Annotated in this window: 22 protein-coding genes; 15 read left to right on the top strand and 7 right to left on the bottom strand. The window is 64.6% G+C overall.

Annotated elements, in window-relative coordinates:
- The first annotated feature begins 4 nt into the window (after positions 1 to 4).
- The gene (locus tag N2604_RS17205; RefSeq protein WP_260375799.1) at positions 5 to 952 is read left to right on the top strand and encodes an ABC transporter substrate-binding protein; all 948 of its coding nucleotides are present in this window, start codon (positions 5 to 7) and stop codon (positions 950 to 952) included.
- A gap of 131 nt (positions 953 to 1,083) precedes the next feature.
- On the opposite strand, the gene N2604_RS17210 is transcribed toward N2604_RS17205, so the two are convergent.
- The 3 genes from N2604_RS17210 to N2604_RS17220 all read right to left on the bottom strand — a co-directional run bounded on the left by N2604_RS17210 (position 1,084) and on the right by N2604_RS17220 (position 5,398).
- Complete coding sequence (locus tag N2604_RS17210) at positions 1,084 to 2,619, bottom strand: hypothetical protein (RefSeq protein WP_260375800.1); 1,536 nt, start codon at positions 2,617 to 2,619, stop codon at positions 1,084 to 1,086.
- A 29-nt stretch (positions 2,620 to 2,648) separates the two neighbouring features.
- On the bottom strand, positions 2,649 to 3,824 hold the full coding sequence (locus N2604_RS17215; RefSeq protein ID WP_260375801.1) for a glycosyltransferase family 4 protein: 1,176 nt from the start codon (positions 3,822 to 3,824) through the stop codon (positions 2,649 to 2,651).
- A gap of 227 nt (positions 3,825 to 4,051) precedes the next feature.
- The gene (locus N2604_RS17220; RefSeq protein ID WP_260375802.1) at positions 4,052 to 5,398 is read right to left on the bottom strand and encodes a lipopolysaccharide biosynthesis protein; all 1,347 of its coding nucleotides are present in this window, start codon (positions 5,396 to 5,398) and stop codon (positions 4,052 to 4,054) included.
- Positions 5,399 to 5,817: 419 nt separating this feature from the next.
- On the opposite strand from N2604_RS17220, the gene N2604_RS17225 reads away from it, so the two are divergent.
- Positions 5,818 to 7,026, top strand: a complete 1,209-nt coding sequence (locus N2604_RS17225; protein ID WP_260375803.1) for an NAD(P)/FAD-dependent oxidoreductase — start codon at positions 5,818 to 5,820, stop codon at positions 7,024 to 7,026.
- An 18-nt stretch (positions 7,027 to 7,044) separates the two neighbouring features.
- Here the strand turns inward: N2604_RS17225 and N2604_RS17230 are convergent, their stop codons facing one another.
- Both N2604_RS17230 and N2604_RS17235 read right to left on the bottom strand, forming a co-directional pair.
- Positions 7,045 to 8,181 carry a GNAT family N-acetyltransferase gene (locus tag N2604_RS17230; protein ID WP_260375804.1) on the bottom strand — a complete coding sequence of 379 codons (1,137 nt, stop codon included), beginning with the start codon at positions 8,179 to 8,181 and terminating at the stop codon, positions 7,045 to 7,047.
- 318 nt (positions 8,182 to 8,499) lie between these two features.
- Entirely contained in the window at positions 8,500 to 8,622 is a 123-nt protein-coding gene (locus tag N2604_RS17235) for a hypothetical protein (protein WP_260375805.1), read from the bottom strand.
- A 517-nt stretch (positions 8,623 to 9,139) separates the two neighbouring features.
- On the opposite strand from N2604_RS17235, the gene N2604_RS17240 reads away from it, so the two are divergent.
- Positions 9,140 to 10,429 carry a c-type cytochrome gene (locus tag N2604_RS17240; RefSeq protein ID WP_409241737.1) on the top strand — a complete coding sequence of 430 codons (1,290 nt, stop codon included), beginning with the start codon at positions 9,140 to 9,142 and terminating at the stop codon, positions 10,427 to 10,429.
- A 209-nt stretch (positions 10,430 to 10,638) separates the two neighbouring features.
- Here N2604_RS17240 and N2604_RS17245 read toward each other — a convergent pair whose 3' ends face one another.
- The gene (locus N2604_RS17245) at positions 10,639 to 12,609 is read right to left on the bottom strand and encodes a 4Fe-4S binding protein (RefSeq protein WP_260375806.1); all 1,971 of its coding nucleotides are present in this window, start codon (positions 12,607 to 12,609) and stop codon (positions 10,639 to 10,641) included.
- A gap of 158 nt (positions 12,610 to 12,767) precedes the next feature.
- Here N2604_RS17245 and N2604_RS17250 point away from each other — a divergent pair, with 158 nt between their 5' ends.
- The 10 genes from N2604_RS17250 (at position 12,768) to N2604_RS17295 (ending at position 21,931) form a co-directional block, all read left to right on the top strand.
- Positions 12,768 to 13,514, top strand: coding sequence for a biotin/lipoate--protein ligase family protein (locus N2604_RS17250; RefSeq protein ID WP_409241738.1), 747 nt, complete (start codon positions 12,768 to 12,770; stop codon positions 13,512 to 13,514).
- On the top strand, positions 13,511 to 14,050 hold the full coding sequence (locus tag N2604_RS17255) for a DUF6505 family protein (RefSeq protein ID WP_260375808.1): 540 nt from the start codon (positions 13,511 to 13,513) through the stop codon (positions 14,048 to 14,050). The genes N2604_RS17250 and N2604_RS17255 overlap by 4 nt, the downstream gene beginning before the upstream one ends.
- Positions 14,047 to 15,054 (top strand): DUF6352 family protein, encoded by a 1,008-nt coding sequence (locus tag N2604_RS17260; protein ID WP_260375809.1) that lies wholly within the window; start codon positions 14,047 to 14,049, stop codon positions 15,052 to 15,054. Before N2604_RS17255 ends, N2604_RS17260 begins: the two co-directional genes overlap by 4 nt.
- Positions 15,051 to 15,566 carry a DUF3305 domain-containing protein gene (locus tag N2604_RS17265; protein ID WP_260375810.1) on the top strand — a complete coding sequence of 172 codons (516 nt, stop codon included), beginning with the start codon at positions 15,051 to 15,053 and terminating at the stop codon, positions 15,564 to 15,566. Before N2604_RS17260 ends, N2604_RS17265 begins: the two co-directional genes overlap by 4 nt.
- Entirely contained in the window at positions 15,563 to 16,174 is a 612-nt protein-coding gene (locus N2604_RS17270; RefSeq protein ID WP_260375811.1) for a DUF3306 domain-containing protein, read from the top strand. Before N2604_RS17265 ends, N2604_RS17270 begins: the two co-directional genes overlap by 4 nt.
- Before the next feature lie 129 nt (positions 16,175 to 16,303).
- Complete coding sequence (locus tag N2604_RS17275) at positions 16,304 to 17,083, top strand: molecular chaperone TorD family protein (protein WP_260375812.1); 780 nt, start codon at positions 16,304 to 16,306, stop codon at positions 17,081 to 17,083.
- 29 nt (positions 17,084 to 17,112) lie between these two features.
- Complete coding sequence (locus N2604_RS17280; RefSeq protein WP_260375813.1) at positions 17,113 to 17,322, top strand: twin-arginine translocation signal domain-containing protein; 210 nt, start codon at positions 17,113 to 17,115, stop codon at positions 17,320 to 17,322.
- A gap of 14 nt (positions 17,323 to 17,336) precedes the next feature.
- Complete coding sequence (locus N2604_RS17285) at positions 17,337 to 20,279, top strand: formate dehydrogenase subunit alpha (protein WP_260375814.1); 2,943 nt, start codon at positions 17,337 to 17,339, stop codon at positions 20,277 to 20,279.
- Positions 20,280 to 20,292: 13 nt separating this feature from the next.
- On the top strand, positions 20,293 to 20,889 hold the full coding sequence (gene fdh3B / locus N2604_RS17290; RefSeq protein ID WP_197946740.1) for a formate dehydrogenase FDH3 subunit beta: 597 nt from the start codon (positions 20,293 to 20,295) through the stop codon (positions 20,887 to 20,889).
- 40 nt (positions 20,890 to 20,929) lie between these two features.
- Positions 20,930 to 21,931, top strand: a complete 1,002-nt coding sequence (locus N2604_RS17295; protein WP_260375815.1) for a formate dehydrogenase subunit gamma — start codon at positions 20,930 to 20,932, stop codon at positions 21,929 to 21,931.
- A gap of 8 nt (positions 21,932 to 21,939) precedes the next feature.
- On the opposite strand, the gene N2604_RS17300 is transcribed toward N2604_RS17295, so the two are convergent.
- Positions 21,940 to 22,143, bottom strand: a complete 204-nt coding sequence (locus N2604_RS17300; RefSeq protein WP_260375816.1) for a hypothetical protein — start codon at positions 22,141 to 22,143, stop codon at positions 21,940 to 21,942.
- 353 nt (positions 22,144 to 22,496) lie between these two features.
- On the opposite strand from N2604_RS17300, the gene N2604_RS17305 reads away from it, so the two are divergent.
- Positions 22,497 to 23,561, top strand: a complete 1,065-nt coding sequence (locus tag N2604_RS17305) for a HoxN/HupN/NixA family nickel/cobalt transporter (protein WP_260375817.1) — start codon at positions 22,497 to 22,499, stop codon at positions 23,559 to 23,561.
- Positions 23,542 to 25,854: a TonB-dependent receptor gene (locus N2604_RS17310; RefSeq protein WP_260375818.1), complete on the top strand. Its 2,313-nt coding sequence runs from the start codon at positions 23,542 to 23,544 to the stop codon at positions 25,852 to 25,854. Before N2604_RS17305 ends, N2604_RS17310 begins: the two co-directional genes overlap by 20 nt.
- Positions 25,855 to 25,931 lie beyond the last annotated feature (77 nt).

Genomic DNA, 25,931 nt, shown 5'->3' on the forward strand with positions numbered 1-25,931 from the left:
GTCCATGTTGAAGACGATCATGCTCGCCGGCGCTGCCACGGCGCTTGCCCTGACCACCGCACCATCCTTCGCCAAGGAGCTCAAGTCGATCGGCGTCTCGCTGGGATCGATGGGCAACCCGTTCTTCGTCGCGCTGTCGAAGGGCGCCGAATTCGAGGCCAAGAAGACCAATCCCAACGTGAAGATCACGGCCGTCGGCTTCGAATATGACCTCGGCAAGCAGGTCACCCAGATCGACAATTTCATCGCCGCCGGCGTCGACCTGATCCTGCTCAACCCCGGCGACCCCAAGGCGATCGGGCCGGCCATCAAGAAGGCGCAAGCCGCAGGCATCGTCGTCGTCGCGGTCGACACCGCGGCCGAGGGCGCCGATGCCACGGTGACCACGAACAACGTGCAGGCCGGCGAGATCTCCTGCCAGTACATCGTCGACAAATTGGGCGGCAAGGGCGACGTCATCATCGAGAACGGGCCGCAGGTCTCCGCCGTGATCGACCGTGTGGTCGGCTGCAAGAACGTGTTCGCGAAGAATCCCGGCATCAAGGTGTTGTCGAGCGACCAGGACGGCAAGGGTTCGCGCGAGGGTGGCCTCACCGTCGCGCAGGGCTATCTGACCCGCTTCCCCAAGATCGACGCCATCTTCGCCATCAACGATCCGCAGGCGATCGGCACCGACCTTGCAGCGCGTCAGCAGAACCGAACCGGCATCATCATCACCGCCGTCGACGGCGCGCCCGATATCGAGGCCGCGCTGAAAGATCCGCAGTCGCCGCAGATCCAGGCGTCCGCGTCGCAGGACCCGTTCTTTATGGCGCGGCGCGCCGTGCAGGTTGGTGTCGGCATTCTCAACGGCCAGAAGCCGGCGTCGACCGTCGAGCTGCTGCCGTCCAAGCTCGTGACCAGGGACAACGTCGCCGAGTACAAGGGCTGGACCTCGGATCGCTCTCAGTAAGGCAGCGTCCGCTGCTGGAGACGTTCGAAGCATGAGAGATGACGGGCGGCGGTTCGATCGCGCCGCCCGCCGCCGATACCCCGTGCTGATCGCTAAAGCGCGATGACGATTCATCCTAATCGCATCGCGCTTTAGCGCGCGGCGGAGGGATTGGTTCGCGCAGGCGAGGCGGCCGACGGAATTGCGCTCGCGAAGAGACTGGTCTTGGGCTGGACGCGCGATCCGTCGATCAGTTCGAGCCGGCCGCAGCGGTTCAAGGTGTGCAGCTTCCTGCCGGGCCATGCCGGTCCGGGCTTGAGCGCGTGGCGGACGATCTGCTTGAACGCCGTCGGCGACAGCTCGACCACTTCTGCCAGGGCAAGCGCTGCGCCGTATCCGTCGGTGCAGTCCTGGACCGGTCGCCACAGCTTATCATCGAGCGTGACGAAGTTTCCTGCCGGCCGCGTGCTGGCGCGGTCGATCAAGACGGGATTGCTGGCGTGGGGCAACCAGGGCCCCAAGAGGCGATCGGCGTAATAGATCGCCAGCGAATCCGAATAGCCACCCGTTCCGTCGCGCCAGGCGCCGAACAGATAATACAGGCCGTTGTGGCGCGTGATCGTGACGTCGGCCAGCTCGAGGCCGGAAAGGAGCGTTGCGTATCGCTCCCATCTGTCCGGAAACCGAACGCATTTGTAGAGGGCGACGTCCCCGCGGGTCGAGCTCTCGGGAATCATCCACAGCTCGCCATCGTCCTCGATCAGGAACGGATAGGAGAGGTGGCAGGGCTCCTCGAGCACCGGCATCACCTCGCCGATCGGCCCCGCGTCGCCGAACTCGATCGCCGAGATAATGCCTTTTCCGACGCGGTGATCGAGATCCTCGAAGAAGACGCATGTCCGTCCCTGCCACGTGACGGGAAAGGGATCGGCGTAGAAGTGGTTTCCAGGATCTCTCAGAACGTTCCAGCTTGGACCTGACAGGTCTCCGGTCTGCCAGACGCCCGCGCCGTCGTTGAAGCGCCATCCGATATGCCAATGCGGGGCATAGCAGAAGAGGCGATAGATCTCCTTGGCGATCGATACGGCAAGGCCGCGCGCAACGTAGCCAACGGCTCCGCGGCGCGGGACACTTGCAGCGGGGCGCTGCAGCTGCGGCACGATGCGCGGCCTTCCCGACAGGATCGCCGCCAGCATGGTCAGAGTCCGGGCCATAACCGTTTCGAGCGCGCCGCTGAGGCCCGCGGCAATTTCTCCGGACGGATGGCCGCGGTCGAGGACTGAGCCGTCGATCTCGTTGACGATCTCGATCACGGGCAGGTCGCCGGCGAGGATGGCGGCGAGCGCGGCATTTTCGCCTGCGACGCCATTGAACAGGGGCCGGAGATAGAGCAGGGCAGGGCTCGCCGGATCGCGCGGGGCACTCGTAAAATCGACGATCACGTCGGCCGTGCCGACGCTGGCCCATGCCGGTTCGGAGCCGACCGTCAGCCCGTCGGCGGCGCTGTGCTTGCCCTTGTGCAACACCAAGCGCTCGAGCTCGAACAGGGCGTCGAGACCCGCCGGCCGTGACTCCGCCGTTGCCGTCCATGCAACTTGCACCGGCACGTCCCGGCCGTCGACCGCCAGCGTCCTGCGGTCCATCCAGCGCCGCGCGTACTCACGTTCACAGCGAAACTCGATGATCATGTCGAGCCAATCTGTTCCGACGTATCAGGTCAAACGACCCGGTCGAGAATTCGGACGTATTCCTCGACCATCGCATCTACCGAATAGCGCAGCCGCAGGCCTTTGGCGTTTTGTCGCAGGTCGTCGCGCAATTGCTTGTCGGTCAGCAGCCCAGAGACCGCCGCGGAGAGCTTCGCATGATCGGAGGCATCGACGAAGAGTGCAGTCGGTCTGCCTTCGTAGGACAACACTTCGCGCAAGACGGGAAGATCAGTCACGACGGAGGGAACACCGGCGTTGGCGGCCTCGACGGCAGCCAGACCGAAGGTCTCTGCCTGGGTCGGAAAGACGAACACGTCGAGACAAGCGAGGAAGTCCGCCATCCGGCCGGGAGGAATCTCCCCAAGCAAATGCAGACGGTCCGAGACGTTCAAGTCGTTCGCGAGCTGCCTCAGCCGGGCCTCGTCGGCTCCCTGGCCGGCAAGCGCAAGATGCCAGGACGGTTGATCCGGCAGCAGACGTATCGCCAGATCGAGCCGCTTGTGCGGATGCAGCCGTGCTGCGCAGCCGAGCAGGACGCGGTCCGGCGGCAGATTGAATTGACCTCGTGCCGCCTCCTTCGACAGGGTGAGGGCCTTGTCGTCGAAGCCGTGCGGCACATGCACCATGCGCGACCGGTAGGCCGCGGGGTGGCGCGAATATTCGCGCTCCATGTCCTGCGAATTGAGCGTGATGCAGTCAAAGAAGCCGAGGCTGCCCATGGCGATGTCGGCGGTGCGGACCGGCCAGCTCATCGCCAGCGCGGATGAAACCTGATTGGCGACGACCGGTGCACGGCTGACAAGGCGCGTGACGCCGGCGCCGATGACGTTGCCGAAATGCTGGAAGGTCAGGACGGCGTCGGGCTTGGCGGTCCTGATGTAGCAGCCGAGCGTCCACAGCATCCGCAGCAGCGCCACCGGATTGCCCGGCCGGCTCGGCGCGCAGTAGAGCGTATCGGGCGGCTCATCGAAGGAGTCCGATTTGCGGAAGAAGAACAGGTTGGTGACCCGGTAGCCGCGCGCGGTCAGCCCGGCGCCGAGCAGCCGGGAGATCTCCTGTGCACCGGCGTTCTCGGCCTGGGTTTGCGCGAGAAGCACGTGAAGTTTTCGCCCATCGCCGTTCGACCGCGCAGGTGCCGTCGCGCTCGTCTCGCCCAAGTCCTTGTTCGGCTGATAATGGAGCACGGATCCCGACCCGCTAAAGAAAGGAAATCTTCACCTTCTTAACTTCCGTACCTATCATGCGGGCGTCTCGCGGACACCGACTTGCAACAAACGGAGTTAATGCGAGGCTATGGCGACGACGTCGTTCGCGCAGCATTTCCGCTGGTTCCCGGCTGGTGCACAGTGGGCGCGTTAACCAATCGGTCCTGCGCGCAACCGCTGATAACCCGAGCGGCACGTGATGACACCTAGTCACGTGATTCCGCGCTGCGAACCGCGTAGTTGCCGCGCCTCGATGCAGGGAAGCGCAACAGCACGAGAACGGAAGGATCTACCCCGCTTCGCTGGCGGCAGAGGACATTCAAGGCAATGGTCGCGAGCGCGAGCGACACGGTCGCCGAAATCGCCGCGCCAAGCACGCCGAGGAAGGGGATCAGGACGAGAAATCCGACGAGCCGCAGCGCGACGTTGGCGGCGACGACCGGCACATAGATTCGTTCATGGCCGGTCAGCTGCAGGATCGCAGCAGACGGGCCGCCCGCCGCCTGGACGGCGGTTCCGATTGCGAGCACGATCAGGACCGAATGCTGTTCGGCGAAATGAGGTCCGAACAGGTTGAGGAGATAGGGGCCGCCGATCCAGATCGTGGCGAGACCGGCGACGACGCAGAGTGCAGTCACTTCCGCCATCAAACGCAATGTCCGCTCGAACTCCTGGTGGTTCTTGCTGAAATACAGCGACGGGAGCCGGCGCGCGCCGAACGTGTAAAGTGCCGCGGACACCATGGCGAAAATGTTGGCGAGGCGCGAGGCGGCAAAGTAGATGCCTGCGGTCGTCGGATCCAGCATCCAGTAGACCAGAATGACGTCGAAATACTGGTTGGCGACTTCGAGGATCGATGCGAGCCAGAAGTGCAGGGCGCTGGAGCGCCAGCGTGACGTCTCGGAGCGCGCCGGCGTCCTGCGCAAATCCGGCAGCACGCGCGCTATCGATACGATCTGCGCAAGCAGGCCCACCGACATGGCGATTGTCATCACCGCGAACAGCTCGGCCGGATCAAGTTGGCGATGGGCGAGCAGCATGAGGAGCAGGAACAGGACGACGATGACCCGCCAGAGGAACTCGCGGTTTCCTTCGCCCATGAGGATGCTGACCAACGAGCGCGCGATCTGGCTGCCGAGCATCAATCCGGCATTGACGGCCGTGTAGGCCGACACCGCAAGGATCAGCACCCACCAGTAGCCTCTCATACTCGCGGCGATGGCGATCCCGCCGATCACGATGAGCATTGCGAGCGAGGCGATCTTCAAGCTCGATTGGAGGACGCCTTTTGTAAGATCCGGCCTTTCGCCGACCTGATACTCGTTCAAGAATCGAACCAGCAAGGATTCCTGGCCGACCAGTCCCACGACCGCTGCGATCTGCGCGACCGAAAGCCAGGTCGCAAAGATGCCGAAGCCGTCAGGCGACATCGTCCGCGCCGCCAGCGAGAACAATGCGAACGCGAGCACGCCGCTGCCAACCTTGAGCAGGATGGTCCCGACAACACCGCGCGTGACGTCGCGCCGCATGAACTGGAGGATGGATGCGATCATGGAAGGGTTAAGGGGCTGCGCTCCCCTGACGGGACATGTTCCGATACCGGCGACAACCTAGCATGTCGAAAAATCGCGAGTGTTAATGGACGAGTTGCGGGATTTCGCGGTCGCGGTGATATCGCGGCGATGCCGGTTGCTTCGTTCTGGAACATCGCCGTCTCCATTGTCCTAGTTCTGCAAGTTCGGGCCCGCGCGACTGGCGGCATTCGCAGCGCATCGACGACCGAGAAGGCGAGATCCGGCGCTCGCGTGCAGAATGGATTCGGAGCAGCAAGACGCGTGCCGCGGCGAGGCTGCGAACTCGGCGCTTCCGGTCATTAACCTCAATCTCAGGAAATGTTCGCACCCGGCCCTGCGATGCGACATCAGGCGAGAGACTTGCACTCCAGATATCGTTAACCGTGGGAGCCGGAGCCATGACAGGAATCGTGACCGAGCCAGTCGATGGAGGCGAGAGCGACGCGGACGTCGCCATCGTCGGTGGCGGCCTTGCGGGATCGCTTGCGGCGGCCGTGCTGGCGCGGGCAGGGCATCGTGTCGTTCTCGTCGACAAGCGGGCGGTCTATCCGGACGAGTTCCGGGTCGAGAAGATCGGGGGCCATCAGCTGGAGCTGTTCCGCAAGCTCGGCTTTCTCGACGCGCTCGAAGATGTCGCATGCCGATATGATCAAGTGCTCAACATCCGTGAGGGCAAGGTGGTCGATGTCAGCGTCGGCAGGGCTTACGGATTTGCCTATGCCGATCTTGTCGCCATGGCGCGTCGCCAGATTCCCGATCCCTCCAACCTGATCGTCGACGAGGTCACATCGATCGGCAGTAGCGGTGATGTCCAGCATCTCGAGCTGGCCTCCGGACGGCGCGTGACGGCGCGCCTCGTTGTTCTGGCTACGGGCATGGCGGGCGTCCTGGGCTACAAGCTCGGCATCAGGCGGCGCGTGCTGGCCGAGCGCCATTCGGTGTCGTTCGGCTTCACGATCGCTCGCAAGGACGGTAGTCCGTTCGATTTCGAGGCGCTGACCTGTTACGGCGAACGCACGGCGGATGGTATCGACTATCTGAGCCTGTTTCCCGTTCGCGCCGGAATGCGAGCCAATCTCTTCATGTTCCGCGATCCGACCGATCCGATCATGCGCGAGTTGCGCCGTAAGCCGGACGCGACAGTCTTGCGCCTGCTGCCGGGATTGCGGAGCTATCTCGGCGATTTCCGTGTGACCGACCGGGTCCAGAACTGGGTGATGGATCTGACCGTCGTCGAGGGGCATCTTCAGCCCGGTGTCGTGCTCATCGGCGATGCGTTCCAGACCAATTGTCCCGCGGCCGGAACGGGTGTCGCCCGTCTGCTGGTGGACGTCGACCGTCTTTGCACCGAATACGTGCCGCAATGGCTCATGACCGCAGGCATGGGCCTGGACAAGATCTCGCAGTTCTATGCCGATCGCGACAAGATCGCGGCTGATCAGCAGTCGCTGAAGATGGCCCGCTTCCGCCAGGCGCTGACCTCGCGCAACGATATTGGCTGGGGCGTGCGGCGACGGTTGCACTTCCTGCGGCGCAGTCTTGCACACCGCGTCGATCAGATGCATCCGGGCTGGCTTGGGCGTGTCCGCGGTGCATTGCGCGCCTGAGCTCTGCGACCCCGTCCGTCAGCGCGTGGGCCTCGGAGTGTGGGCGGGCTGAACCTTCAGATCCGACAGCCGCTTGGCCGCCAGCTTGAGCCAGGGCGCCTGCTTCAGCCCGAAGAGGGCGATGGCGCCTAAGGCGCTGCCGGCCTGCGTGACCTCCCACACCGGCGAAGGCTGTGCACCGAACGATTTCTTGTATGGCTCGTCGCCGACGGTGAAGTCGAGCATCTGATCTCCCCGCTCGATACAATCCCGCGCCACCTGTTCGAACATCAGCGCACCGATGGACTGGCTCTTGTAGCCGTCGATGTCGAAGGCGCTCATGATGACGAGGAAGCTGCCGCGGTGGCACAATCCGAGCACGGCGGCGATCACTTCGCCGTCCATCTTCATGGCATAGAGGCGGACGAAGGAGCCGAGGCCGCGAAGGGCGACGTCGGAATAGAAGCCGTAATATTCGGGGCGCTGCAGCAGGTCTCCGTCGCCCTGTGCGTGAAAGCGCGGGCCGCGAAACTTCCTCATCACCTCCATCGCCTCGAGCACGGCGACGCTGTCGCCGCAGCATGAGAAGCTCAGCGCGCCCTTTTTCTGCAGCTGACGATATTTCTTTGCGAGCTCCTTCTGGTAGGAGCGATCCATCGCACTGGCCCGCCATTGCTCGTACGGCGCGACGAGAACCGTGGCGTACGCATTGGTGTTCATGGAGATACGGCGGGACGTGGCCAGGAGGTCCTCGATCGGAAGCCGTCCGTCGGGCAGCTTGGCCATTCGGAGCAGATCGAAGGGGCGGACAAGCCGCCGAATCTGCGCGCATGCAGCCGCATCGTCGAGCAATCGTGAAAACACGTCCGGGCTGCAAACCGGTGCGAGATAATCGGAAACGCGCAAGTCGGCGAACTCGACGGTTCGTATCGGACCGCGCCGGATCCGAAGCAGCGGCAGCACCATCGCAAGGGCACCGGTGTCGCGGTAGCGCACCACGACGACCAAAGCTTTTGCACCCGTCTCGGGCGCAAGCCTGGTGTAGAGGCTATGCAGCCAGACCGGATGCTGGAACGCGGTGGCAGCCGAGCGATCGAACAGCTCTGCATATTCCGGAGACATAAAGTCGAACGACGGCTCGATGGCGATGTCGAACGTGTTGCTGAGCTTGTTCATGAGCAATCAAGAAAACCGGGTCATTGGCGAGCGTCGTTCGAGCCGTAGCTGCGCTTATAGCAAGGGCGTTACAGGTCAGACACCGGCACCGTGCGATTTGCGCCAATGCGTTCAACCATGCTCGTATGGTTACCAAACTCTTAAATGCCGGAGGGCGGATATAGCGCGCGGAGAGCGCCTTGCGCGGCGCCATCGTCCGCAAAGCGCGGGGCAGCGATTTCTGATCCTTAGCTGCAGGAAAACATGGTTCGCAAGGCCGAGCTCGTGCCCTTCGCTCCGATCGTCAGGCCGATCGGGCTTAAGCGCCAGTGAGGCTGCTCAGAGGCGCACCCCGGTCGTCGCAAACGCCTGCGCGGCGGGCTCCTGCATGCGATTGAGGATCATCATCCCGGCAAGCGCGATCACCACGGCCGCGACGCAGCCAAGTAAAAAAGCCTTCATCCTCAGCCTCCCTCCATTGGACCAAGCCATCTATACGACAGGGCTTGCGGCGAGCAAGCTCGACGAGGCGATCGCCGGCCAAGCGGACGATTCCACGAGCTGGCTGTTGCGCTGCACGATCCGGAACCGATGCCGGTCTTGCAAGTTTTCTGCAAGCCTAATGAGCGCATCGGAGGCCTTGCGTGAAATTACCGAGAACGATCCTGTGCTTCGCAGCACTATGTTTTGTCGAGGGTGCCCTGGCCCAGCCCGCCCAAACCAACTCGTCGGCGACGCAAACGCCTCCCGAAGCGAAGGGCCAGCTCCAGCCGCAAGGTTGGACGGGCCCGATCAATACCGGCTCGGGTGGTGCGCCGCCCGAAAGTCCCCAGGGCCAGAGTCCGCCGGGAATGCAGGCCGCGCCGGAGGGGTCATCCAAGACCACGACGGCACCGGCCAAGTAGACCGTTTCAGGATATTCATTTCCGTTGCCTCTTCTGGCAATCTCGAAAGAGTGAATGTCAGCAGGCGGCCAGGAATGAACAGATCACCTCTGTGCACGAAGGTGGCCGCAGTGCTGTGGGCCATCCTTGCCGCATCGTCCGTGCAGGCCGACATGGTCGGACACGGTGGCCCAATACGGTCTCTCGCCATTTCGCCCGGTGGCGACAGCCTTCTGTCCGGCAGCTTCGACACGGCCGTCATCCGCTGGTCGCTCAAGACGGATACCGCTGAGCAAGTGCTGCGGTTTCATGCCGATGGCGTCAATGCCGTGGTTTTTGTCAAAGACGGCCGCATGATCACGGCCGGCGCGGATGCGCGCATTGCGGTGTGGACGGCGGGCCGGCCGGAGCCGGACCGGGTGCTGGAGGGACATATCGCACCCATCGCGGCGCTTGCGGTGTCGCCCGATGGGACGCTTCTCGCATCGGCGTCATGGGACCGGACGATACGGCTCTGGTCACTGTCGGACGGCACGTCCCGCGTGCTCGAAGGGCATACGCAGAACGTCAACGGCGTCGCTTTCCTGCCGGACGGCAGACCAGTCAGCGTCGGCTACGATCTTGCGCTGCGCATCTGGCGTTTTTCGGATGGCCAGCCTGATATGGTGACGTTGCCGGCCCCGCTGAACGCGGTGGCTGTCGCGCCGGATGGCGAAATCGTCACGGGCGCCGTCGATGGCAGGCTGCGCATGCTGACCGTGGACGGCAAGGTCAGCGGCGAGGTCGTGGCCAGTCCGACGCCAGTGGTGGCCGTGACGATGTCGGCGGACGGCGCGCTGATCGCTGCGGCGGGCATCGGCGGCACCGTGGCGATCATCGATCGCAAGTCGCGCAGCCTGCTGCGCACGCTGGTTGGGCCCGGGCTGCCGGTATGGGCGGTCGCCTTCCTTCCAGATCGCGAGACACTGATGACGGGTGGTGCGGACGGCAGGATCAGGCGCTGGAATGTGCGCACCGGCGATCCCATCGGCTCAGGCCTGAGCGGCACACCGGCCGACCCGCTTGCGGCCTATGCCGGCGATCATGGCGCCGATGTGTTTCGGGCGTGTGTTGCCTGCCACACGCTCTCGGACAAGGAGGTTCAGCGTGCGGGTCCCACACTTGCGGGACTTTACGGCCGCAAGATCGCTTCGCTGCCGGGATATCGCTTTTCCGATGCGCTGAAGACGATGGACATCGTCTGGACGCCGGAGACCGTCGCTCGTTTGTTCGAAGTCGGGCCGAATGCCTACACCCCCGGCACCAAGATGCCGGAGCAGCGCATCGGCTCGGCCGAGGACCGGCGCGCACTCACCGAGTTTCTGGGCCGCGCCACGTCGCGCTAAAGCATGATCCGGAAAAGTGCGAAGCGGTTTTCCGCAAAGATCATGCGTAAACCGCAATCTAAAGCGCGATGACGGTTCATCCAAATCTCATCGCGCTTTACCGGCCGCTTAGATCGAGTCCCAATTGTCCATGTCGACAGAGCTGTGATCAAACGAGACATGTGATGCTTCGTGGTTTCCGACCCCGCGAAGATGTCTGTTCGTCGTGTTTAGTCCTTGCCTTTGCGTTCGCGGAGATAATCATCTGTCGTTCGCGGCGGCGTTCGTTCCGGAACGCCCTTGAACGGATCGAATTGCTGCTCGCTCATGACCACGACGCGGCAGTCTGCGCACATCCTGAGCGCCTCGATCCGCTTGTCGCCGGCCGGGTACATCCAGTGCCGGCCTTCGAGTTTGGCAGCGATGCGGTCGATCGTGCTCTTGACGCCGAAGGGCGTGCCGCAGCGGACACAGAGCGCGGGCTCCTCTTCCTTGATCACAACGGCGGGCGCGCGCGCCGCGCGGAAATCGATCTGCGGCTTGAGGCTGATGACCTTTTCCGGACAGGTGCTCTGGCACAGGCCGCACTGCACGCAGGCATCCTCGATGAATTTCAGCACCGGCCGCTCGGGATCGTCGCGCAGTGCGCCGGTCGGGCAGGCCGAGACGCAGGAGAGGCACAGCGTGCAGCCATCGGTGTCGACGCTGATCGCGCCGACCGGCGCGCCTTGCGGCAGCGCGATGACGTCGACCGGCTGCGGCGCCAGCCGGTGCAATTCGCTCAGGGCGAACCGCAACAGATCGCGCCGCTTGCCGACGGTCTTGAAGGTCGCCGGCGCCGCGATTGCGGCGAGCGTGCCGATCCCGGTCAAATGCTCCCCGAGCGCGTCGGGATCATCGGTTTCGATGGTGGCGAGGCGACGGCCCGCAAATCCAAGGCCGCCGAGAATCGCGTCGGCCATCGCGATGGTCTGCGTCAATCCGGTAACGTCGTGGCACGGCTTGCCACGGAGCAGGAAGCGCACGGCGGAGACGCCATAGGCGAAGGCGCCGACGATCGCCTCCAGCCCGAGCTGCGTGAGCTCGTTGACCGCAAAGGGAAGCACGTTCGCCGGCAGGCCGTCGCCATGCCGCGCGAGTGCGTCGATCAGCGGCGTGCCGTGCGGGCTGTCATGGAAGAGCAGCACCGCATCCGCACCACCGGCCTCGCGATAGGCGAGCAGCATGGCGCGAAGCCTCTGGAGCTGCGTATCGGCGGGCGGCAGCGCGTAGGAGACCGCGCCGGTCGGGCAGGCCGCCGCGCATTGGCCGCAGCCCGCGCAGATGTTCGGATCGATTGCGACGTGGTCGCCGACCGGCGTGATCGCCCCGGTCGGGCAAAGATCGAGACAGCGATGGCAGCCCGTGCGCTTCGAGCGCGAATGGGCGCAAAGCGCGGGCGCAACCTCGACATATCTGGGCTTGTCGAAGCTGCCGACGAGATCGCGCGCGGTCAGCACGGCGCGCAGCACCGCGGCGGGATCTTTCGCGTCGGCGCGGAGATAGCCGTCGCGCAGGTCGTGGGCGGGAAACAGTGGCGGACCGCCGGAAAGATCGAGCACGATATCGCAGCGCGAGGTGACACCGCTTCGCGGCGGATCGAATAGGAAGCGATCGCGCGAGGAAGGGCGGGGACGCGCATAGTCGTCGATTGCAAGCTCGAACGCGCCGAAATGTCCCTTCGCGGAGCGGATCGTGCCCTTGACGATCGGGAACACCGTTGCCGCCGGCGGCACTGCGTCATCGAGCTGCTTCAGCATCACGGTGACGTCGAGGTGATCGGCAAGCAGGCGGCCGGCCTCAATCGCGGCCTCATCGCGCCCGTAGATCAGGATGATGCCCTCGCTCGACAAAGTGACGAGCGGATAGTCCGGGGTGGGGATGGAGGCGGATGCGAGCAGGGCCGCCATTTTTGGCCCGGCGCGTGCGCCGTCGCGGGACCAGCCGGCCGTTTCGCGTATATTGACGAAGCTGATCGCGTCAGGCCGCTCGCCGGCCTCGTCCGAAAACTGCGCTGCCTGCTGCGTGCAGGCGACCGTCAACACGCCTTCTGTCGCGGCCATCTTGCGGAAATGATCGAGCTCCGCCCCGCAGAGGTGGCGAAAGCTTTTGACCTCGCTGCTCGGGCATCCACGCCGGATCGCAGCCACGTCGAGGGGCATCGTGTCTTCGCACGAGCAGATCAGGATGGTCTTCGACGGCCGCTCCAGGTTAACCTCTCCGCCATTCGGACGCCGACGACGGACTCGCGCCGGCCCTTCGCCTCGTATAGACATTATCCATCGGGAAGAAAAGGAAAGCGGAGGACGGCCTGCCGTCGATCCCAGTGAGCCATGTTTCCGCGGCGGAACTTATCCACCTGCCGCCGCCGTTCACATTGGTGCGGTTGCGCGAGAGCGGCGACGCTTTTGCCCATGCATGCCGCATCGCACCGGAGAGCGGCGCCGGAACGCTCGTCTATGTCGGACGCTTTGACCTCGCCGAGTTCGCCGTGGTGCTCGAGCCGGCCGAGCCGTTGCGCAGCGCGCGGCGCGCGTTCTACGCAGGCATGGTTGCGCTGACCGATGCGCTTCGCGCCTATGCACCGCCGAGCAAGCCGATCACGATCGGCTGGCCGGATGCGGTCAGGATCGACGGGGGGCTGGTCGGCGGCGGACGGTTGGGGTGGCTTTCCGGAGCCGACGAGGACGCGCCGCCACCCTGGCTGGTGTTCGGCGCCATGATACGGACGGTTGCCATGAACGATGACGATCCAGGCGTCCACCCGCTGGCCTCGGCGCTCGACCAGGAAGGCTTTGGCGAGGCGGGCGCGGCGCAGATCACGGAGAGCTTCGCCCGGCACCTGATGCTGGCGCTGGACGGCTGGCGGGTCGACGGCTTCGACAGTGTCGCGCGCGACTATCTCACGCGGATGCCGCGTGAAAGGCAGACGGTGCAGCGCATCGATGATTGCGGCGACCTCCTGACGCGCCGCATCGGGACGGATAGGATCGAACGAAGCCACCTCGTTCGGGCGCTTGCGATCCCGTCCTGGCTCGATCCGGCCCACGGAGGACCGCGCCTGTGAAGCTCCTGCGTACAATCGCGCTCGATCCCTCCGACACCTTCGTGTTCGACGTGGCGGCGGAGCCGGGCGAATGGGCCGTCTCCGGCGCTTTCCGCTTCTGGGATTGCGATGGCGCGAAGCTCGAGGGCAAGGCGCGCGCGGCGTTTCGCGGTGGTTTCCTCGGGGTGCAATCCTGGGGTTGGTCGACCCTGGCGCAGATCGTTCCGGCGACCGCAGACGATTACCACGGGGTGGTCGATCTCCTGGCGAGGCAATTGGTCGATCGTTTCGGCGCGCCGGACATGGCGGCAGCGAAAGCGGCCGCGGAAGAGGAGGTCGCTTTCGCCCAGTCGCTCTGCAGCCATCCCATCAGCTCGCTTATTGCAGTGCACCGCACGTCCAGCGACGGTGAGGTCCGCGAGTCCTTCCGCCGGCTGCAGCTCCGGGAGGGGCAGGGGCATGGCAAGGCGTTCTCCTTCATGGAGATGGAGGACGACGTCCAGCCGGACGGCGATCTCAGGCTTGCGGAACTCGGCCGGGAGCCGACCGTCAGATGAACGATTTCTGGATCGCCTGTGGTCATCACCTGCTCGATCGCGACGAGGGCGGCGGGCTGCGCGTCACCGACGAATTTCTCAAAGCCTATTTTGCACGTCCCGAGCTGATGCCGCCGGACGAGGCGTGCCCGGTCGAACGCCGGCTGCACCGCGAATTGCTCGCCGACCCGCGCCAGGCGGTCAGCGCCGGCGAGATCGCAGGGATCGTCGATGCGGACGCCCGGGAAAATTGGCAGTTCGTGCTGGCGTTTCGCGATCTTCTGCTGCGGCATCCGACGCTCGAAGCCGCTTATCTTGCCTGGGTGCGCTCAGGGGCGAACGATCTGCCGCCGCTGTTCGTCAACCAGCTCGTGCACGTCATCCTGCGCAACGCGCTCGATGGGTGCGTTGACCCCTTCGTGCTGCGCGCGGCCGAATTGTTCTTCCGGACCCAGCGCATTCTCCCACATGAGCACGCTTTGTTGCTGGGAGACGAGGAGGTGGTCGGCGGCCGGAGCCCGACCCCGGTGCTCTCGCTGATGTCGATGCTGGGCGCCACCACCGATGCGGTGGTGGAGGTGTTGAGCGATGAGAATGCCGAGGCCTATTGGCACCGCAGCGATCAGTTCGACATGGCTCTCGATCTTACGGCGGACGGCCGCGGACCGGCTGCGCTGGCGCAGGCGATGACGCGCTGGGTCTCCCATCTGCTCGGCATCGAAGTCGTGATCGAGCCGCTACGGGCGCTGCGCGAGGCAAAGCTCACCTGGTATGTCGGGCTCGATGCCGATGCCACGAGGCTCGGCGACCGTTTGTGGCACGGCAAAGAGCTTGGCGAGCACGACGCCGATCGTGTGCTCGCGCTGTTCCGGCTGACGTTTGCGGATTCCAGCCGTGCCCTCGACGATGTCGGGGATGAGCCGGTCTACCTGATCCTGTCGATGACGGCGGATCAGAAGCTCCGGATGAAGCCGCAGAATCTGCTGACCGGGCTGCCGGTGAAGCACCTGGAGATGGCGACATGAGCCCTGCGGCATTGCCGTCCCTCTCGATTGCCGTCGGCGTCGTGGTCGAGCGGCGCAAGGCCGACTCGCCTTGGGTCGATTTCATCTGGCGCGGAATTGCCGTCCTGCCGGACGAGCCCTCGACCCACCCCTGGACCGTGCTTCGCGAGCAGGACGGCACGACGCTGTTCTATGCCGGAAGCGCGACCGTCGATCTCTATCCATCCGAGACGGCGCGCTATCGCGACAATCTCGCCTCCGGCCGTCCGAGCGTCTGGATCGTGCTGTCGCCCTCGGAAGGCGCCTGGCCCTATGCCGTCACCGCGGTGACCGCCGACCCCGCCGAGGGCGAAGGCTTTACAGAGGCCGCCGACAATCTCGTCGAGGCCGTGCCGATGCCGGAAGTGCTGCGCGAAGCGATTGAAAGCTTCGTGGCCGAGCACCATGTCGAGCGGGAATTCGTCAAGCGCAAGCGGCGCCGTGCCGACCCGGAGGCGCTGGCGCGGCGCGAACATGAAGGCGGACAGGAATGAGCGAGGAGGACTTCCTTGCACGTTGGTCCCGCCGCAAGCAGCAATCGCGAGCGGAGCCGGCGAAGCCTGTCGCGGCGCAGCCCACGCCGCCGTCCGAGACCAGAGAGGACGAGACTGAGCTCGATCTGTCGAGTCTGCCGTCGATCGACGAGATCAATGCTGCCACCGACATCACAGCCTTCCTCGGCAAGGGGATTCCTGGGGACTTGAGCCGTGCGGCTCTTCGCCGCGCTTGGGCGACCGATCCCGCGATTCGCGACTTCGTCGGGCTTGCGGAGAATGCATGGGACTTCAACGACCCGACGGCGATGCCGGGCTTTGGCCCGCTGGATTGCTCCTCGGAGGAGCTCGCAGCACTGGTCGATCGCATTGTCGGCGGCGTCCGCGAGGCAGCCCAGTCTCTCGCCGAGGCGTCGATCGAATCCGCGAATTCCTCGCCGGAATTGCAGCAAGCCGATGTGCCGGTGGTTGCCAATACCGTTGAGCCGCCGGATGAGACGGAGCCCTTGGCAATCGCTGCTGCGGTGCAACCGACAGTGGGTGAAAGCTCTGCGAATTCTGCGGAACCCGTCAGGTCTCGCACGCATGGTGGTGCGCTGCCGCGCTGAACCACGACCAAAGGCTATAGGTACAGGCTATGGCAGGTGATTGACCGTTGCTGGAACCCGCATTAACCTGCCTACTGCTTTGTAACAAAAGCGATAATCAAGCAGACGGGACTTGGATGGGAGGTCCACGTGCGTGATGACGGACTTGATCGCGCGATCGATGCTGCGGGCGGCATTGCTCAGCTTGCACGCAAAATAGGCATTAGCCAGCCTTCCGTATCGAATTGGACCCGTGTGCCAGCACAACGGGTGGTTGCAGTCGAAACGGCGACCGGCGTATCCCGAAACGATCTGCGGCCCGATCTTTACGGCGAGCAAGCGGGCTCCGCCGCGCTCGTCGATCCCATCGACGCGGCGCGCGCGCGCGAATACGCGCTTCTGGCGGTGCTGTTGTCTGCGCCTCCGTCGAAGCGGCTGCTCGATCAGCTCGCCGCGTTGAGCGGTGACGCGACGCCGCTCGGGCGCGCACATGCGGGGCTCGCCGACGCCGCCTCGAGCGCCGTCGCAGCGAAAGTCGAGCAGGAGTATTTCGACCTGTTCGTCGGGCTCGGCCGCGGCGAGTTGCTGCCCTATGCCTCCTATTATCTCACGGGCTTTCTCAACGAACGGCCCTTGTCGCGGCTGCGCGGCGACCTGATGACGCTCGGCATCGAGCGTATTGCCAACAATTCCGAACCCGAAGATCACGCCGCGATCCTGTGCGAGATCATGTCGGGACTCGCCGATGGTCGCTTCGATGCCTCGCCCGAGGCGCAGCGCGCCTTCTTCGAAAAGCATGTTTCGCCCTGGATGGGGCGGCTGTTCGCCGACATGGAGAACGCGGGGGATGCCCGCTTCTATCGCGCAGTCGGCGCGCTCGGCCGCACCTTCATCGAAATCGAGACGGAAGCATTCACATTCGCCAGCTGACCGAGGCGCCTCGGTCCGGGAGAGATGCGATGAGTGACGAGACGAAAGCAAAGGTCGGACGCCGTGATTTCCTTCGCAAGGTCGGCTTGAGCACGGCGGGTGTCGGCGCGACGCTTGCGACGCCCTTGGTCGGGTCCGCCCAGGCCGACAGCGAAACCAACGATGAGAAGCGCAAGGCGCGCTACAAGGAATCCGATCACGTGAAGACGTTCTACCGCGTCAACCGTTATCCGGCCTGACAGGGAGGCTGCCCGTGCTTATCAAGCGAACACACCAGCGTTCCGATCGCCGAGGCTCCGTGGCCGAATCCCTTGCGGGCCAAGGCGGGGGACTTGATCGCCGCACATTCCTGCGCAAGTCCGGCTTGGCCGGCGGCGCGCTCGCCGCGCTCGGGGCCATGCCGGTCGGCAACGTGCGCAAGGCGGAAGCGGCCGCAGCCGGCCCGCTCTCGGCCGGCGCCACCGTCAAGAAGAGCATCTGCACGCATTGTGCCGTAGGTTGCACGGTGACGGCGGAAGTGCTCAACGGCGTCTGGATCGGGCAGGAGCCGAGCTGGGATTCACCGATCAACCGCGGCTCGCATTGCGCCAAGGGCGCGTCAGTGCGGGAGCTCGTGCACAGCGATCGCCGCCTGCGCTATCCGATGAAGCTGGTGAACGGGCAGTGGACGCGCGTGTCGTGGGACATTGCGGTGAACGAGATCGGCGACAAGCTGCTGCAGGTTCGCGAGAAGTCGGGCAGCGATTCCGTCTATTGGCTCGGCTCGGCCAAGATGACCAACGAAGGAGCCTACCTGTTCCGCAAGTTCGGCGCGTTCTGGGGCACCAACAACACCGATCACCAGGCGCGGATCTGCCACTCCACCACCGTCACCGGCGTCGCCAATACCTGGGGCTATGGCGCGATGACGAACAGCATCAACGACATGCGCAACTCCAAGACGATGCTGTTCATCGGCAGCAACGCGGCGGAAGCGCATCCCGTCAGCATGCAGCACCTGCTTGAATCCAAGGAGCTCAACAAGGCGAACTTCATCGTCTTCGATCCGCGCCTGACGCGCACCGCTGCGCATGCCACCGAATATGTCCGCATCCGTCCCGGCACCGACATTCCCGTGCTCTACGGCATGATGTGGCACATCCTGAAGAACGGCTGGGAGGACAAGGAATTCATCGCCCAGCGCGTCTACGGTTTCGACGACCTGCGCAAGGAGGTCGAGAAATGGAATCCGCAGGAGGTCGAGCGCGTCACCGGCGTGCCCGCCGCGCAGCTCGAGCGCGTCGCCAAGACGTTCGCGACCGCCAAGCCCGCGACCATCATCTGGTGCATGGGCCAGACCCAGCACACGGTCGGCACCGCCAACGTGCGGGCGAGCTGCATCGCGCTGCTGATGACGGGCAACGTCGGCAAGGCCGGCGCCGGCGCCAACATTCTCCGCGGCCATGACAACGTGCAGGGTGCGACCGACGTCGGCCTCGATATCGTGACGTTGCCGTTCTATTACGGCCTCGCGGAAGGCGCCTGGAAGCACTGGTCCCGCGTCTGGGAGGTCGACTACGACTATCTCGTCTCGCGCTTCGACGAGAAGAAGCAGATGGAGACGCCAGGCATTCCGCTGACGCGGTGGTTCGATGCCGCGCTGTTGCCGAAGGCCGACGTCGCACAGAAGGACAACGTCAAGGCCGTGTTCGTGCAAGGCCACGCCAGCAACAGCATCACGCGCATTCCCGAATCGCTGAAGGGCCTGAAGGCGCTGGAGCTGCTGGTGATCGCCGATCCGCATCCGACCACCTGGGCGGCTCTGGCGGTCGAGGCGGGGCGCAAGGACGGCGTCTACATCCTGCCGGTGGCGACGCAGTTCGAATGCACGGGATCGCGCGTCGCCTCCAACCGCTCGATTCAATGGGGCGAGCAGATCGTCAAGCCGATCTTCGAATCCAAGGACGACCTCGAGATCATTTATTTGATGGCGAAGAAGCTCGGCTTCGCCGACAAGATGTTCAAGAACATCAAGGTCGAGAACAATCTCCCGGTCGCCGAGGACGTGCTGCGCGAGATCAACCGTGGAAGCTGGTCGACCGGTTATTGCGGCCAGTCGCCGGAGCGCATCAAGGCGCATATGAAGAACCAGCACAAGTTCGACCTGGTGACGATGCGCGCACCCAAGGACGATCCGGAAGTCGGCGGCGATTATTACGGCCTGCCTTGGCCGTGTTGGGGCTCGCCCGAGGTGAAGCATCCCGGCTCGCCGCTGCTCTACAACAACAATCTGCACGTGATGGACGGCGGCGGCGCATTCCGCCCGCGCTTCGGCATCGAGCGCGAGGAGAAGCTGCCGGACGGCACGACGCGCAAGGTCAGCCTGCTCGCCGACAAGTCCTTCTCCAAGGGCTCTGAGATCGAGGACGGCTATCCAGAGTTCACGCTGGCGAGCCTGAAGAAGCTCGGCTGGGACAAGGATCTCACCGAGGCTGAAATGGCGACCATCCAGCGGGTCAACCCGGCCAATCCGGATGCGGTGTCCTGGGCGCTCGACCTCTCCGGCGGCATCCAGCGCGTCGCGCTGATGCATGGCTGCGTGCCCTTCGGCAACGGCAAGGCGCGCATGAATGCGTTCGGTCTGCCGGATCCGATCCCGGTGCATCGCGAGCCGATCTACACGCCACGCGTCGACCTCGTCGAGAAGTATCCGACCTTGCCCGATGCCAAGCAATTCCGCCTGCCCAATATCGGCTTCTCGGTGCAGAAGGCGGCGGTGGAGAAGGGGATCGCCAAGCAGTTCCCGCTGATCCTCTCCTCCGGGCGTCTCGTCGAATACGAAGGCGGCGGCGAGGAGACCCGCACCAATCCGTGGCTCGCCGAATTGCAGCAGGACATGTTCATCGAGATCAGCCCGGCTGATGCCGCCGATCGCGGCATCAAGGACGGCGGCTGGGTCTGGGTGAGCGGCGCCGAGAACAACTCGCGGGCCAAGATGAAGGCGCTGGTGACCGAACGCGTCGGCAAGGGCGTCGCCTGGATGCCGTTCCATTTCGGCGGCTGGCTCGGCGGCAACGACCTGCGCAAGAACTATCCCGCCGGCACCGATCCGATCGTGCTGGGCGAGAGCGCCAACACGATCACGAGCTACGGCTACGATCCTGCAACCGGCATGCAGGAGCCGAAGGTCACGCTTTGTCAGATCGTCGCAGCCTGAGAGGAGCACGCACATGGCTCGGATGAAATTTCTCTGCGACGCTGATCGCTGCATCGAGTGCAACGCCTGCGTCACCGCCTGCAAGAACGAGCACGAGGTGCCCTGGGGCATCAACCGGCGCCGCGTCGTCACCATCAACGACGGCAAGCCGGGCGAGCGCTCGATCTCGATGGCCTGCATGCACTGCACGGACGCGCCCTGCGCGGCGGTGTGTCCGGTGAACTGCTTCTACACCACGGCCGATGCGGTGGTGCTGCACTCCAAGGACCTCTGCATCGGTTGCGGCTATTGCTTCTACGCCTGTCCGTTCGGCGCGCCGCAATACCCGAAGGTCGGAAACTTCGGCTCGCGCGGCAAGATGGACAAATGCACCTATTGCGCCGGCGGCCCGGAGGCCGACGGCAGCAAGGAGGAATACGCGAAATATGGTGCGAACCGGCTGGCCGAAGGCAAGCTGCCGCTGTGCGCCGAGATGTGCTCGACCAAATCCTTGCTTGCGGGCGACGGCGAGATTATCGCGCAGATCTACAAGGAGCGCGTCATGAAGCGCGGCTACGGCTCGGGTGCGTGGGGCTGGAAGACCGCATATCGCGAGACAATCGAGTCCTGACGTGGGCAGCCGAAGGGCGCGCAAGACCGGGGAGGATACGATGGCGTCGTTTGGAAGGTTCATTCGTCTGGCGTTGGGCGCCTGGGCGCTGCTTATGTTGGTGAGCATGGCGCCCGTGAGTGCTCAGCAGGTCAATCCGACCGCGAGCTCGGTCAAGGAGCAGCAGCTCCTGCAGGAGCTCAACCGGATTCAGGGCCGCGTCAGCATTCCCGACCAGCGCTCCGGCGTGCTCGAGCAGCCGCAGGGACGGGAATGGCGGGAGTTCCGTAACGTGACGCTGCGCTGGATCGGCGGCATTGCCATCCTCGGCATGATCGCGGCCATCGTGATCTTCTATCTCACCGTCGGGATGGTGCGTCTCGAAGCCGGACGGTCTGGCCGCACCATCGTGCGCTTCAACGCCTTCGAGCGGTTCGTGCACTGGCTGACGGCGACCTGTTTCATCGTGCTGGCGATTTCCGGGCTGAACATCACGTTCGGCCGGCCGCTCTTGCTGCCGCTGATCGGTTTCGAGGCGTTCTCGGAATGGTCGCAATGGGCCAAGTATGCGCACAATTATCTGAGCTTCCCGTTCACACTCGGCGTCGTCCTGATCTTCCTGATGTGGATCGGCGGCAATATCCCGAACAAAGTGGATATCGAATGGGCGAAGCGCGGCGGCGGGCTGATCGGTCATGACCATCCGCCGGCCTACCGCTTCAACGGCGGCCAGAAGATGATCTACTGGATCGTCGTGATCGGCGGCGCACTGGTCGCAGCGTCGGGCTACGCGCTGATGTTCCCGTTCTACGGCACCGGGATCGAGGGCATGCAAATGGCCCAGATCGTTCACTCGATCGTGGCGGTCCTGTTCGTCGCGGCGATGATCGCGCACATCTATATCGGCACCATCGGCATGGAAGGTGCGTTCGCGGCCATGGGCTCGGGCGAAGTCGACGTCAACTGGGCGCGCGAGCACCACAGCCTCTGGCTCGACGAGCAGATGGCGCGAACGGGGCTGAACGACGGGCAGCCGCAACCCGCGCCTGCAGCGGCCGAATAGGGGCCGGCCTACCGCGCCGGCTCTTTCGCAAACAGGACGGAGCGGTCCTGCAGCTCCTGCTCTGGAAGCTTGTCGGCCTTTCCTGTCTGCATGTCTTGAATGGACGTCGTGCCGTGCTGACCGAAATGAGGCACGGCATGCGGCCTGAACACGCTATTGGCCGCACCGGCGAGAAGCATGGCTGCAATAAGCGAGAGCATGAGGAGTTTCATGCGCGTCTCCGTCTGCCATCTCCACCCGGCACGATGATTACATCCGGATCGTCGCATCGGATGTGAGCCGCTTCACAGCGATCGGTTCCACTTGCGTGGGGGTCCCGAAGCTCCCCAGACGACCGTCAACTTCCTCGTCCAAGTGGATATCTGCTTGCCAATGCGAGCGCGCCATCCCGCACCGGCGCTGTGATCCGCAGAGGCGGAATTCTTCCATCAGGCCAGCCATTTGGCTCGCATTCCCGCCGGCTCTTCAGGCGTCAGTGCGAAACTGGTCCGGCTCTTGCTCTTGCCAGTATGAGAGATTTTGATAAACGTCACACTGTAAAGGCGGGCGAATGGAACGAGCAGCGATGCGGACTTTGCGGGCGGTCGAGCCCGGAACGGTGGCGCTGCTCGGCGGGCTCGTCGCCGCCAACCTCGCCGCATGGGCCTGGGCCTTCACGCTGTTCGGCGAGCGGCCGACGGTGATGGCGACCGCGTTGCTGGCCTGGGTGTTCGGCCTGCGTCACGCCGTCGATGCCGACCACATTGCTGCGATCGACAACGTCGTGCGCAAGCTGATGCATGCCGGGGAGACGCCGCGCAGCGTCGGCCTCTATTTCGCGCTCGGCCATTCCACCGTGGTCGTGGTGGCAACCATGCTGCTGGCACTGGGCGTCGTGAGTCTTGGCGGCGACAGCCTGCTCAAGGAAGTCGGCGGCCTCATCGGTACCTCGGTCTCGGCGCTGTTCCTGCTCGCGGTCGCCGCGATCAATCTCGTCATTTTCGCCGGGCTGTGGCGGACGTTTCGCGCGGCGCGGGAGCAGGGCGTTCACGATGCCGCGCAGCTCGATGCGCTGCTTGCCGGCCGCGGCGTGCTGGCGCGGCTGCTCGGCCCGATGTTCCGCCTGGTGACGAAGCCCTGGCACATGTACCCGCTCGGCTTCCTGTTCGGCCTCGGCTTCGACACCGCGACCGAGATCAGCCTGCTCAGCATCTCCGCCAGCGAAGCCGCGCGCGGCGCCTCGCTCGCCGATGTGCTGGTTTTCCCCGCGCTGTTCGCTGCAGGCATGGCGCTGGTCGACACGGCCGATTCCGCGCTGATGGTGAGCGCCTATCGCTGGGCCTTCGTCGATCCCTTGCGCAAGCTCTGGTACAATCTCACGATCACCGGCGCCTCCGTCGCGGTCGCGCTGTTGATTGGCGGCATCGAGGCGCTCGGCCTGATCAGCGATCGGCTCGGCCTCTCCGGCGGTGCATGGGCGCTGGTCGAGGAACTCAACGAGTCGCTTGCCAATGTCGGCTTTGCCGTGATCGCGCTGTTCGCGGCCGCATGGCTCGTCTCGGTCGTGCTCTATCGCCGCATGTTCGCGAACGAGCCTCGCCGCGCCGGCACGAAGGTCCTGGAATGCGCCGATGCGACCGAGGCGGCCTGAGCAAGGTCGTCGCGGCGGCGCTTTGGCGGCACTCTCGGTCCTGGCGCTGCTCGCGGATGACGGCCGCGCCTTTGCGCAGAGCGATGGCGCCTCACGCGAACTGCCACCGGTCGAGGTCAGTGGCGGCGCTGCACCCGGGCGCAAGATGCCGCTCGCATCGCGCCGTGCCGCCAGACCGACCGCGGCCGGCCGCCGCATCTTCGTGTCTCCAGCAACGACGCAGGCGGCGGATCCGCGCAGTGCCGGCTCGGGTGCGAGGGCCGCAGCCGGCATGGCCAGCGAGATCACCGTCTCCGGCGATGAGATCAATGCGCGCCCTTTCGCACGGCCGGGCGAGGCGCTCGAGGCCGTGCCGGGACTGATCGTGACACAGCATTCCGGCGAGGGCAAAGCCAACCAGTATTTCCTGCGCGGTTACAATCTCGATCACGGCACCGATCTGGCGATCATCGTCGATGGCGTCCCCGTCAACATGCGCACTCACGCGCATGGCCAGGGCTACGCCGATCTCAACTGGCTGATCCCGGAAACCATCGCCGCAATGGACGTGCGCAAGGGACCTTACTTCGCCGACGAAGGCGACTTCGCCTCGGTCGGAAGCGTCCACATCGGCCTGATCGACAGCACCCAGCGGCTGGCGCAGGTGAGCGCCGGCAGCTTCGGTTACCGGCGTCTGCTCGGCATGGATTCCGCGAAAGTCGGCGACGGTTCGCTGCTGGTGGCCGGCGAGATCGGAACCTACGACGGCCCGTGGGACAATCCGGACAACGTACGAAAGCTCAACGGCCTCGTGCGCTACAGCCAGGGCACCGCGACCGACGGCATGTCCGTCACCGGCATGGCCTACGTCAACAAATGGAATTCGACCGACCAGGTGCCGCAGCGCGCCATCACCAGCGGCCTGCTCGGCCGTTACGGTTCGGAAGATCCGAGCGACGGTGGCCATGCCAGCCGCTTTGCGCTGTCCGGGCGCATCGCGCAGACCGACGACATCGGTTCATGGAAAGCCAACGCCTATCTGGTGAAGAGCCAGCTCGACCTCTTCAACAATTTCACTTACTTCCTCGACGATCCCGTGCTCGGCGACCAGTTCCACCAGCACGACGACCGCTTGATGGCGGGCGCCAATGTCTCGCGCACGCTGAACGGCTCCTTTGCCGGCCTGTCGATGCAGACCACTTTCGGTCTGCAATCGCGTTATGATGCGATCGACCTCGCGCTCACCAATACGTTTCGGCGCGGCTTCGTCGGCAATGTCCGCGGCGACAAGGTCGGCGAGGGCAGCGTCGGGATCTATGCCGAGAACACGGTGCGCTGGACCGACTGGCTCAGGACGACGTTGGGCTGGCGCGGCGATTATTACGCCGCCGACGTCACCTCTCTGTTCAACGCCGCAAATTCCGGCCGCGCCGATGCCGCGCTCGGCAGCCCGAAATTCAGGATGGTGCTTGGTCCGTTCAACCAGACCGAATTCTTCCTCGGCGCCGGCTACGGCATGCATTCGAACGATGCCCGCGGCGCGACCACGACGGAGGATCCCACCGATCCCGCGACAAGGCTCACGCCGTCGCCACTCCTGGTGCGCACCAGAGGCGCGGAGGTCGGTGTTCGCAGCAGGATCGTTCCCGGCCTCGACAGCTCTCTCAGCCTCTTCATCCTGGACCAGGATTCCGAGATCCTGTTCTCCGGCGATGCCGGCGACACCTCGGCAACCCGCGCCAGCCGCCGCTACGGCTTCGAGTGGACCAACCATTACCGGCCGCGGTCCTGGATCGATATCGATGCGGATCTCGCAATGACGCATGCGCGCTTCCGCGGCCATGACGGCGAGCAGGCCGCGGTCTATGCCTCGCTCGCCGGCTATCCCGAGGCGCAGATCGGCAATGCGCCCGGCAACTACATTCCCAACGCCCCGGCGATGGTGGCATCGGCCGGACTAACGCTTGGCGAGAAGACGGGTTGGTTCGGCAGCGCGCGCTGGCGCTACATCGGGTCCAGCCCGCTGACGGAGGACAATGCGTTCCGCTCGCGGCCGATCAGCATAGTCAACGCGCGGCTCGGCTACCGCACCGGGAACGGCTGGCGCATCCAGTTCGACGTGCTCAACCTCTTCAACAGCATGGCGAACCAGATCACCTACGCCTATGGCTCGCTCTTGAAGACCGACAGGCTCTACAATCTCTGCGTCGCCAATGCCGCACCGGCCGCGGTCTGCCGGAACGGCGTGATGGACTATGTGCTGCACCCGGTCGAGCCGATGACGTTTCGGGTCAGTCTTGCAGCGAGCTTCTAAAGCATGATCCGGAAAAGTGTGCAGCGGTTTTCCGAAAAGATCATGCTTAAACAACAAGCTAAAGCGCGATGACGATT

Source organism: Bradyrhizobium sp. CB1015 (assembly GCF_025200925.1).
In the GTDB taxonomy this organism is placed as follows: domain Bacteria; phylum Pseudomonadota; class Alphaproteobacteria; order Rhizobiales; family Xanthobacteraceae; genus Bradyrhizobium.

What these genes read in the sequence shown, in the direction of transcription:
- N2604_RS17205 (WP_260375799.1), top strand. Translation starts at nt 5, where the DNA reads ATGTTGAAGACGATCATGCTCGCCGGCGCTGCCACGGCGCTTGCCCTG.
- N2604_RS17210 (WP_260375800.1), bottom strand. Translation starts at nt 2,619, where the DNA reads ATGATCATCGAGTTTCGCTGTGAACGTGAGTACGCGCGGCGCTGGATG.
- N2604_RS17220 (WP_260375802.1), bottom strand. Translation starts at nt 5,398, where the DNA reads ATGATCGCATCCATCCTCCAGTTCATGCGGCGCGACGTCACGCGCGGT.
- N2604_RS17225 (WP_260375803.1), top strand. Translation starts at nt 5,818, where the DNA reads ATGACAGGAATCGTGACCGAGCCAGTCGATGGAGGCGAGAGCGACGCG.
- N2604_RS17230 (WP_260375804.1), bottom strand. Translation starts at nt 8,181, where the DNA reads ATGAACAAGCTCAGCAACACGTTCGACATCGCCATCGAGCCGTCGTTC.
- N2604_RS17235 (WP_260375805.1), bottom strand. Translation starts at nt 8,622, where the DNA reads ATGAAGGCTTTTTTACTTGGCTGCGTCGCGGCCGTGGTGATCGCGCTT.
- N2604_RS17240 (WP_409241737.1), top strand. Translation starts at nt 9,140, where the DNA reads ATGAACAGATCACCTCTGTGCACGAAGGTGGCCGCAGTGCTGTGGGCC.
- N2604_RS17245 (WP_260375806.1), bottom strand. Translation starts at nt 12,609, where the DNA reads ATGCCCCTCGACGTGGCTGCGATCCGGCGTGGATGCCCGAGCAGCGAG.
- N2604_RS17260 (WP_260375809.1), top strand. Translation starts at nt 14,047, where the DNA reads ATGAACGATTTCTGGATCGCCTGTGGTCATCACCTGCTCGATCGCGAC.
- N2604_RS17265 (WP_260375810.1), top strand. Translation starts at nt 15,051, where the DNA reads ATGAGCCCTGCGGCATTGCCGTCCCTCTCGATTGCCGTCGGCGTCGTG.
- N2604_RS17270 (WP_260375811.1), top strand. Translation starts at nt 15,563, where the DNA reads ATGAGCGAGGAGGACTTCCTTGCACGTTGGTCCCGCCGCAAGCAGCAA.
- N2604_RS17280 (WP_260375813.1), top strand. Translation starts at nt 17,113, where the DNA reads ATGAGTGACGAGACGAAAGCAAAGGTCGGACGCCGTGATTTCCTTCGC.
- fdh3B (WP_197946740.1), top strand. Translation starts at nt 20,293, where the DNA reads ATGGCTCGGATGAAATTTCTCTGCGACGCTGATCGCTGCATCGAGTGC.
- N2604_RS17295 (WP_260375815.1), top strand. Translation starts at nt 20,930, where the DNA reads ATGGCGTCGTTTGGAAGGTTCATTCGTCTGGCGTTGGGCGCCTGGGCG.
- N2604_RS17300 (WP_260375816.1), bottom strand. Translation starts at nt 22,143, where the DNA reads ATGAAACTCCTCATGCTCTCGCTTATTGCAGCCATGCTTCTCGCCGGT.
- N2604_RS17305 (WP_260375817.1), top strand. Translation starts at nt 22,497, where the DNA reads ATGCGGACTTTGCGGGCGGTCGAGCCCGGAACGGTGGCGCTGCTCGGC.
- N2604_RS17310 (WP_260375818.1), top strand. Translation starts at nt 23,542, where the DNA reads ATGCGACCGAGGCGGCCTGAGCAAGGTCGTCGCGGCGGCGCTTTGGCG.